At 34.2% G+C, this 10,237-nt stretch carries 6 protein-coding genes; 5 read left to right on the top strand and 1 reads right to left on the bottom strand.

Annotation, left to right across the window (positions count from 1 at the left end; translation table 11 throughout):
• From WBN21_RS09585 to WBN21_RS09575, 3 genes are all read left to right on the top strand, one after another.
• Window positions 1-1,562, top strand: a 1,562-nt coding sequence (locus tag WBN21_RS09585; RefSeq protein ID WP_424199716.1) for a sulfatase, incomplete at its 5' end; no start/stop codon positions are given.
• A 33-nt stretch (window positions 1,563-1,595) separates the two neighbouring features.
• On the top strand, window positions 1,596-3,518 hold the full coding sequence (locus WBN21_RS09580; protein WP_424199714.1) for an FAD-dependent oxidoreductase: 1,923 nt from the start codon (window positions 1,596-1,598) through the stop codon (window positions 3,516-3,518).
• A 3-nt stretch (window positions 3,519-3,521) separates the two neighbouring features.
• Complete coding sequence (locus WBN21_RS09575) at window positions 3,522-4,655, top strand: hypothetical protein (RefSeq protein ID WP_424199712.1); 1,134 nt, start codon at window positions 3,522-3,524, stop codon at window positions 4,653-4,655.
• Window positions 4,656-4,810: 155 nt separating this feature from the next.
• On the opposite strand, the gene WBN21_RS09570 is transcribed toward WBN21_RS09575, so the two are convergent.
• Entirely contained in the window at window positions 4,811-6,451 is a 1,641-nt protein-coding gene (locus WBN21_RS09570) for a T9SS type A sorting domain-containing protein (RefSeq protein WP_424199711.1), read from the bottom strand.
• Window positions 6,452-6,847: 396 nt separating this feature from the next.
• On the opposite strand from WBN21_RS09570, the gene WBN21_RS09565 reads away from it, so the two are divergent.
• Window positions 6,848-8,326, top strand: coding sequence for a sulfatase family protein (locus WBN21_RS09565; protein WP_424199709.1), 1,479 nt, complete (start codon window positions 6,848-6,850; stop codon window positions 8,324-8,326).
• 162 nt (window positions 8,327-8,488) lie between these two features.
• On the top strand, window positions 8,489-10,237 hold a 1,749-nt coding region (locus tag WBN21_RS09560; RefSeq protein ID WP_424199707.1), incomplete at its 3' end, for a sulfatase-like hydrolase/transferase.

The following is a 10,237-nucleotide window of genomic DNA, read 5'->3' as shown; positions in this document are numbered from 1 at the left end:
AGGAAAAAAAGACAGATATAACAACTGATAAAAAACCAAATATCCTATTTATAGCTATTGATGATTTACGTCCAGAGTTGGGGTGCTATGGGTCTGACATTGCTGTGAGTCCAAATTTAGACGAGTTAGCAAGTCAAGGGTTACTTTTTAATAATGCCTATTGCCAACAAGCAATTTGCGGACCTTCAAGAGCAAGTTTAATGACAGGTGTTAGACCTTCAACTAGCGGAATAACCCATAATTATTTACGATTTAGAGAACAACTGCCTGAGGTTAATACTATAGCGCAACAGTTTGTAGCAAATGGTTATCAATCTGTTTATTATGGAAAAATATTCCATCATGGAGACGAAGATGAAATTTCTTGGAGCAGACCACAACTTAAATCAGATAAAAAACCAGTTTCTTTTGCACTTCCAGAAAATCAAAAAATAAGAGAAGAGACACGTAAAGAAATGTTTGCTAAATATGGAAAAGTAGCTCGTTTTGGTTTGGCAATGGGTCCAGCTTATGAAAGTGCAGATGTTCCAGATAATACATATGCAGATGGTTTAAACACAGATTTAGCCATAGAAACCATGAAAGAAATGGCAAAAGAAGATAAGCCTTTTTTCCTTGGGTTAGGATTCCATAAACCACATCTCAATTGGGTGGCTCCAAAAAAATATTGGGATTTATATGATGTAAACAATATTAAATTATCCGAACAAACCCAAGCGCCTACTAATGGTGCGACAATGGGTTTACATCCTTCGTTCGAATTACGTGTAAGAAGTGGAATTCCTAAAAGCGGTGATTTGGATAGCGAACTTTCAACGACTTTAAAGCATGCTTATTTAGCTTGTGTTAGTTATGTTGATGCACAAATAGGTAGAATGATTGATGCCATAGATGAAGCTGGAATTAGAGATAATACAATCATCGTACTTTGGGGAGATCATGGATGGCATTTAGGTGAAATGGGAATTTGGGGAAAAGCAACTAATTATGAAATAGCTACAAGAGTTCCTATGATGATTTGGACTCCAGATATGTTAGAAAAAAATCGTGGAAAACTCACCAATGCACTTGTAGAGTTAGTCGATATTTATCCATCATTATGTGATTTAGCAAATATTCCATTACCAGAACACCTAGAAGGGGAAAGTTTTAAACCCTTACTAGAAAATCCAAATCAAGAATGGAAAAAGGCCGTATTTAGTCAGTTTCCTTCACCTGCATTAAGAGAGTGGGGAGCTTTTCCTTTAAGACCTGCAATGCGTGAAACTTATTTTGGGCCATTAATAACAGAAGTTGAAGGAAAAATAAAAGCACAACAAACCGATAAATGGGATAGAGATTTATTCGAAAACTATTTAATGGGTTATGCCATGAGAACTAAAGACTATCGTTTAGTTGTTTGGAAAGACAGTCGAGACATCACGTCAAAACCATTATATGTTGAGTTGTTTGACCATAAAACAGATCCTACTGAAAAAATTAATATTTCTGATGCTAATCCAGAGTTAATATCAGACTTATTAAAAGTTTTTGATGAAGAGTGGAAAAGAGTTCATAAATAGTATTTAACTCACAACGACATTAATTTTTTTAATATGAAAAGAAGAGCATTTTTCAAAAAAGGAACTAAAGCAGTTATTGCAGCTGGAGCTTTACCATTGATAACAAGTTCTTGTGCAGGAACTCAAGATGTAGTTTATGATAAAAAATTAGATAAGTGGTTCCATCTTGGTACGGGGAAAACGGGAGTGCCAAATAGAAAAGAAACTGTAGAGTATGATGTGGCGGTAATTGGTGGTGGTGCAGCTGGTATTTGTGCAGCTGTGGCAGCAGCTAGAAATGGATCTAAAACTGTTTTGGTTCAAGATAGACCAGTATTAGGTGGTAACGCATCTAGTGAAATGCGTGTGCACTTAAATGGCGTAAATAATATAGAAGGCAAAGCAGAACGTGAAACAGGTATCATAGAAGAAATACTTTTGCATAACCGGTTTGAAAACGAACAAGAATCGTTTCCTGTTTTTGATCATGTGCTTTACGATTTTGTAGTTAGAGAGCCAAACATCACATTAATGCTAAACACTCAGGCCATTGAAGCCGTAATGAGTGGTGATAAAATAAAGTCAGCATTGTGTTGGCAATCAACTACCGAAAAGTTAATTACAATAAACGCATCTATATTTATTGATTGCTCTGGAGATGGGCTTTTAGCTGCAACAGCTGGAGCCGAATATAGAACAGGTAGAGAAGGTAAGGCAGAGTTTAATGAAACTTATGCTCCAGATGTGCCAGATGGCTGGCAAATGGGAGCAACGCTTTTAATGTCTTCCAAAGATATGGGACGTCCTATGAAATATAGTCCGCCTTCTTATTATATAAAATACACACATGAAGGCGCAAGTCCAAGACGAAAATTTGCGGGTTATCATGAAGGTATTTGGTGGATAGAAGTAGGTAGTCAAGATGATATTATTGCCGATTTTGAAGTGAATAGGCATAAATTAATGGGCTATTTACATGGGGTTTGGGATTATATTAAAAACTCAGGAAAATTCCCCGAAGCAGAAAATTTAGCTTTAGACTGGGTAGGTTCACTTCCTTGCAGACGAGAATCCAGACGTTTTATAGGTGATTATTTTGTATCAGAAAAGGACATGACCGAACATAGGCATTTTGATGATGCTGTAGCTTTTGGAGGTTGGTCTTTAGATGAGCATAACCCTGGAGGCATCGAAAATATATCGGAGCCACCTAGTTATTTTCATTATCACTTTAAAAACATTTATCAGTTCCCTTTTAGAGCTTTATATTCAAAAAATGTAGCTAACTTAATGTTTGCTGGTCGTAATGTGAGTCAAACACATATAGCACTGTCTTCTTCAAGAATTATGGCAACTTGTGCGCTAATGGGGCAAGCGGTTGGAACAGCGGCAACTATTTGCAATAAGAAAAACATATTGCCTAGAGAAGTAGCTGAAAATCATATGAATGAACTTCAAGAACAAATAATGAGAGATGACGTTTTTATTCCAAAACGTCCCGCTAACGACCTAAATGATTTAGCAAAAAAAGCTAGCTTAATTTTTGGTTCTTCAACTTCATCTGGCGATGCTGTAAATTTAATCAATGGGATTTCAAGAGATATTGATGGTGAAATTAACCATTGGCAATCGGATGGTTTATCTTCCGAACTTCAATTGGAATGGGAAACGCCAATAAATGTAGCTTCAGTAGAAATTAAGTGTGATACCAATGTAAAACGTAATATTATGATGCGTAAAGATAGCAGAAATGATGAGCTTTATAATAATGCCATTCCACAAGAAATGCTTAAATCGTTGAGTTTGCAGGGTCGTGTAAAAGGGCGGTGGATTGATCTTGGGAGTATCAAAGAAAATCGCACCCGTTTAATTAAATTTAGATTTGATAGCACAAATGTTACGGCAATTAAAGTGAAAATGAAGGAAACGTATGGTGCAGAAAATGTACGATTATTTGAAATTAGATGCTATGCATAATTAATGGTTGGTAAGCTGAAAGCATATATATTGATAATTTTTCCATTTTGGATTCTAATTCAAAACGGAACCGATATTTTCAATAAAGAATTGATTAAAATTCAACATACCGTTCACGTTAAGCATCCGGGTGAAAAAAATCCTGTAGAAATTATTTTAAATGAAATTCAAGACGAAAAAGGACTTTCAACGAAATATTATGCCAATGTGGAGTCCGTTATTTGTTATAAAGAAGTGTGTAAAGTTGTTTCTGTTCGAATTTATTGGAATAATATAGGCGAGTATCAGAAATATGAATTAGGTGAAGGTGTTACTCTTGAAAAGTATGAAGCTGAATTATTTGATGCTCAAGATTATAAAAAGTTACATACAGTAATTGCCGATAAAAAATCTCCTTATAAAGACTTGTTTGTTGATGATATTTTAAGTGTAGTTAATACCGAAGGTAATGGAGATTTAGATGCCGTTTCTGGTGCTACGGCCGTTAAATTAGATGACAAAGATACGGTTCCGGGTGCAGCCTTAACCTGTTTTACGTTGTGGCATTGGGCGAACGGAAATATTATTCCGATTATAAAAAAAATAACAGGAAAATCTGCTTCCAATAAACAACTTACTCATTTTTTAAAAGATGAGAACAAAGCCTATTACTTTATTGCAATAGATGAATTAATTAATAGAAATAATTATACAAGCACACTTGTAGACATTATTATTAATGAAGCTATTCAAAATGAACACTTAATTAAACCTTCGATTAGTTATTTAGAGTCTTCACCACCAAATATTTATTTCCCATCAGTTAAAACAATTTTCGGCGGAGCGAATGAAGACCAAAAATTAGCTTCCATAAAGTCACTTCAAAATATTAAACATGAAATTCCAAAAGGATATTTGGATGATTTAAGTAACGAAATAAACAACCTAAAATCGTTTCAGGAAACTACCCGATTTATAGATTTGTTGGAGACTAAAACATCAGCTTCTAACATAGTTATCGAAAATTTATTGCCATTATTGGATGGTGATTTTTTAAAAGCACGACGGGTATATTGGTATTTAAGCAATGAAAAATTGAGTGTAGAACAGAAGAATAGAGTCGATTCTTTTTTTGAAAAACACAAAAATCAATTATAAAAAAGAGTAATAAAATAAGCTTTAGATTTAAGTTTTGGAATAAATGAAAAGAACTTTATGATGCATTATATCGGTAATACTCAATATGCTTAAGATAAAATGGATACTTATTAAATCCCGCTCAAAATAATTGACTTTTGAGCGGGATTTATAAACTATTGAATTACTATTTTCTTAACAGATGATTTCTGTCCAGAGGAAACTTTTACAAAATAAAGTCCTGTAGCTAAATTTTCAACAGACATAATTTGAGACTTTAATGCATTTTTAAATGTTCTTACTGTAACGCCTAAATTATTGAAAATTTGTATCGTACAATTTTGTTCTGAATTAACCTTTATGTTTTCTTTTGCTGGATTTGGAAAAACTTCAAAATTAAAAGAGTTTGCCTTGTTTACAGCAAGTGTAGTTCTCTCAAAAGAAATATCATCAATATAAAACAGGACATTGGCACTTTGCGTTGAGGTCGATCTTACTTGGATTTCAGCTCTGGCTCCATCATTCACATTGATGTCTGAAGCAGTTGACCGACTAAAAGTTTTAGAAATTTCAACCCATTCGCCTTTTGCTACTCCAGCAAGACTAAAGTTAAGCGTAGTAAAAGGTTTAGTTAAATTAACAAATAATTCGTTCAGGTTTGTTGCTGGATCAATCCAAATTTTCATAGTCATTTTGTTACTTCCTGAAGGTAAATCTATGGAACCATAAGGTGAGTAAAGCGTTTGATTGCCAGTTGTAAGAGCTCCAATGCGATTATAACGGACACTAAAATCTCCACTTGCAGGTTTTTCATCATTCATTTTCCATGGAAAGTTTGAAACAGTATACCAGTTTTGACTTCTGCCACTATATTTAAATGGCCCTTCAAAACCTAAAGCATTAAAATCCTTGCCAGATAAAAGTGTTTTTTGCCAAATGCGGACATAATCAATTTTAAATTCGGCTGGTGTAACTAAATCTGCCATATTAGGAAGTCCATACCATGAGAATACTTCTGCGTCTAACCAAACTTCTTGTGGGTAATCATGTACCCAAGTAAAATTATGGTCGTTTTTTAATTGGGTTATCGATTTGGTTTCTTTCAAGACGCCATCAACATATATTTTCATCCCATTTTCATCCCAATCAAATCCATAAACAAAATATCTGCTCGCTAGTTTTTCAGTTAATAGATGTTCTGTTTTGTAACTAGTTGCATCTGTTCTATCCGGATCCCATGATATCAGATTTGTTCTATGCGTTTTTACTAAAGCATCATTCGGATTATTTGCCTGAGCATGTCCAATAGGGCGCTTTCCATAATTTTCAACCATGTCAATTTCTGAAAGATAACCAGTTGTCCAAAAAGCACTTGTAACGGGAGCATCGGCTAATTTACAACGCACTTCCATATAACCATATTTGAAAAAAGTTTCACTCATGATACAGGCTTGAGTAATTGGTTTACTTTTATCGGCACTTGTTGTAGTGCCCCCATACCAAGTCCCTTCTTGAGTTTCGGCGGCAAAAGTAAAACTAGGCTCCCATTGAGACTTTAGTACTAAGTCACCATTGTCCATTACTACATTATGTGGCGCAAACTGCCCTGGTGCTCGTCCTTTCCATTTACTCCTATAATCACCGTTTTCACCAAGAATCCACCATTTGGTTTTATCCAATGTGGCGTCATTAAACTCATCACTCATGTCTTGGTTTAAAATCCAACCGCCAGAGTTTCCAGGGTCTGACATTGGGTTTTGACCATTTGCGTTCAATATTGTAAATACAATAAACGTTAAAAAAAGGATGTTTTTCATAGCGGCAGTTTTTATTTTGCGTAAAATTAACCACAAGTTTTTAAAATTATATAAACTCCTTTACCATTTAGTAGCTATCATTTACCCACTATTAACTATTTAACTCTTAATTTGCTAAATATCGATTTACGACAATCGATGATTATTTGTGTTTCTGCTAATTCCTCTATGGATTACTTCATGTATAACTTATCTGATGTTGTTGTTTTTGGATATTTTAATTATTAAATACTTAGGAATCAAAATTGTAATAAATAAAAGAGTTCAATCTCTACAAAAATTAGGTAATTTTAATTCTGTTTAAGATAAAATTGAAAACATATTAGATATTTTGATTAATTAATTTCGTTTTCTAATTAGTTATAAATATTTCAATTCAACTATAATATAAAAACCATGATTTTAAAAAGCGTTAATACTAGTTTGTTTTTGTCGATTGTATTACTGATTTCGTCTTGTACAGGTGTGAAAAGTCAATCTGTAAAAACAAATGAAATTAAAACTACAAGACCAAACATTATTATTATAATGACTGATGATCAAGGTTATGCCGATGTTGGTTTTAATGGGTCGAAAGAAATGATTACACCCGCATTAGATAAGTTAGCTAAAGAAGGCACTATATTCTCATCTGCATATGTAACGCACCCATTTTGCGGTCCAAGTAGGGCAGGTTTGTTAACCGGAAGGTATCCGCACGAATTTGGTTCGCAATTTAATCTTCCTGCAAACAGTGAAAAAAGTGTTGGAGAAGGTATTCCATTAAGTGAAAAATTTATGAGTTCTCAATTGCAGGAGTCGGGTTATTATACAGGTATAATTGGGAAATGGCATTTAGGAGCAGTTGCTGGTTACGAACCGAAAGACAGAGGGTTTGATTATTTCTATGGTTTTCTAGGTGGCGGACATAATTTTTTTCCAGAAGATTATGTAAAAAAGTACAAGCAACAAAAGGAAGCTGGTAACAAGAATATTTGGGAATATTTAGCACCATTACAGCGGAATGGTGTAGAGGTTGAAGAATCAGAGTATTTGACGGATGAGCTTTCTCATGATGCAGTACGTTTTGTTAACAATGCTTCAAAAAAAGACCAACCTTTTTTCTTGTATTTAGCATACAATGCACCTCATACACCTTTAGAGGCTAAAGAAGAAGATATGCAGAAATTTAGCAATATTAAGGATAAAGCGAGACAAACTTATGCAGCAATGGTTTATGCAGTTGATAGAGGCGTTGGAGAATTAGTTGTTGCCTTAAAAGCTACAAATCAATATGAAAACACCTTGATAGTTTTTTTAAGTGATAATGGAGGAAGAACCGATCAAGGAGCGAATAATGCACCGCTTAGGGGTGTTAAAGGAGATACCTACGAAGGTGGTTTTAGAGTTCCTATGTTTTTTCATTGGCCTAACAAAGTGCCAGCAGGGAAACATTACGAGTATCCAGTTTCTGCTTTAGATTTATACCCAACTTTTGTAGGATTAGCAAAAGCAACTATATCAAAAGACAAACAACTTGATGGTAAAAATATTTGGAATAGCATTGTAAAAAGTGAAAATGCGCGTAAAGGAGAAATGATATTTTCAATGCGTCACCGTGCAGGATTCTCTGATGTTGGTGTAAGACAAGACGAATGGAAAGCCACTAAAGCATATAATGGTCCATGGAAATTATATAATATTGATAGTGATATTAGTGAAAAACATGATGTTAGTGGCAAATACCCTGAACAATTAGAAAAGATGGTATTAGGAGCTAAAAAATGGAGTGAAAAACATACCGAACCTAGATGGTTTGATCCAGAATCGTTAAGTAAAGTTTGGACTGATAAAGAAATGGCTAAATTTTTAAACACTTTTGAAATTTCTAAATAATATGTTATATCATAGTTTTATTAAGTCTTAATCTTATAAAATCGACCAAAAACAGCTGTTTTTTTAAGTAAAAAGGTAATATTTATTAGGTTAAAGATAATATACTAAAGTCCTCGTCCATTCAATCTGTTTAATTTTAAAGAATTATTAAAAACAGAATTTATGATGAGGACTTTACATTATTTGAAAACGTATTTTACGCTATTATTTTTTTTATTAAATGCTGCGCTTGTATTGGCCCAAACTCAAGGAACCAGACCTAACATAATTGTTATTTTAGCGGATGATTTGGGTTATGCCGATGTTGGATTTAACCGAGACGCTAGCTTTCCTGCCGATTTAGGGGTTATTCCAACACCAAATTTAGATGTTTTAGCTAATAATAGTGTTATATGTAAAAACGCACACGTAGCACATCCATTTTGTGGGCCTAGTAGAGTAGGTTTAATGACAGGTATTTACCCTCACAGAATTGGCGCTCAATATAATTTACCTAACGATATTACTACAGCTTTTGGTCCTACAACAGAAGAAACTTATTTTCCAGAATTACTTCAAAATTCTGGTTATAATACGGCTGGATTTGGTAAATGGCACTTAGGATTCACTGAAGGCACTTTTCAGCCACTTGATAGAGGTTTTGATTATTACTTCGGGTTTTTAGGAGGTGGTAAAAGATACTTTGAAAGTGAGTATGAAGATAATTATTATAATGGGGGTGGTACACTTACAAATGAATATTTAGACCCGCTATGGAGAAATAGAAGTTACATCGATAGAAATGAATTTAGTAATGCTGAAGAAGAAGATTATTTAACAGATGTTCTTACAGATGATGCTATTACTTATATGAATGCAAATTCGCCTTCATCAGATCCTTTTTTCATGTATGTATCTTATAATGCACCACACACACCATTAAAAGCTCCTGCAGCCGAACGAGATCAGTTTTTAATTGATAATCCTAATTTTTACAATTTAGTAAGAAATAGTGATTACATGTATAATGCTAATCAAGTTAGTGATGCTAAAATGGAACAAGATGCTAGGAATGATATGGGTGATGCAGCTTTTGATGCATTAACACCAACAGAACAAGAAGCTGCAATTGTAGCCGCAAGAGAAGCCAAAATAGAAGAATTTACTCAAGCACGTATAACGTATGCGACCATGGTTACTAATATGGATGCAAATATTGGAAGACTAATTACTGCTTTACAAGCAGATACGGCAGAGTTTAATAATACCTTAATTATATTTTTAAGTGATAATGGTGGTTATACCTATAGTAAAGGAGCCGTAAATTATCCTCTAGATGCTTTAAAGGGTAGCGTGAACGATGGGGGACATAAAGTACCAATGTTTGTGCATTGGCCAAATCAAATTTCTTCAGCAACTACTTATAATCATCAATTAAGTTCTCTGGATTTGTATCCGACTTTAGTTAATCTAGCTGGAGAAACTATACCGGGATCAAAAACAATAGATGGTGTAGATTTTATGGATGATTTAATTGCAGGTGCAAATGCCAGACCAAACGAATTTGTGTTGGCTATGAGGCCTTATAATGGTTTTCATAATGGCGGATTAGCTATGGATCAATGGAAAGTAGTTAAAACAGGAGGGAACGGCGCATGGCGTTTATATAATATTTTGAATGACCCTGGAGAAACAACAGACTTAAGAGCTACAGAACCAAATGCAGAAGCTATTATTCAGTCATTTAATGACCAAGGCGTTGCATTAGTTCAACCATTTAAAGATGTAAAACCAGAATGGTATGATAATGATGATGGCGGAACAGGGCATCCTCATAGTTTCTTATGGAACGATGGTACATTACCAGCTTATGATAAACTTTTTGAAAGTACATTACTAGAAATAGAAGAAGATGTTGAAACTATTAATATA

This window comes from Algibacter sp. (genome assembly GCF_049667265.1).
GTDB lineage: Bacteria > Bacteroidota > Bacteroidia > Flavobacteriales > Flavobacteriaceae > Algibacter_B.
The sequence above is the reverse complement of the archived record's forward strand: the minus strand, read 5'-3'. Positions and strand labels throughout refer to the sequence as shown.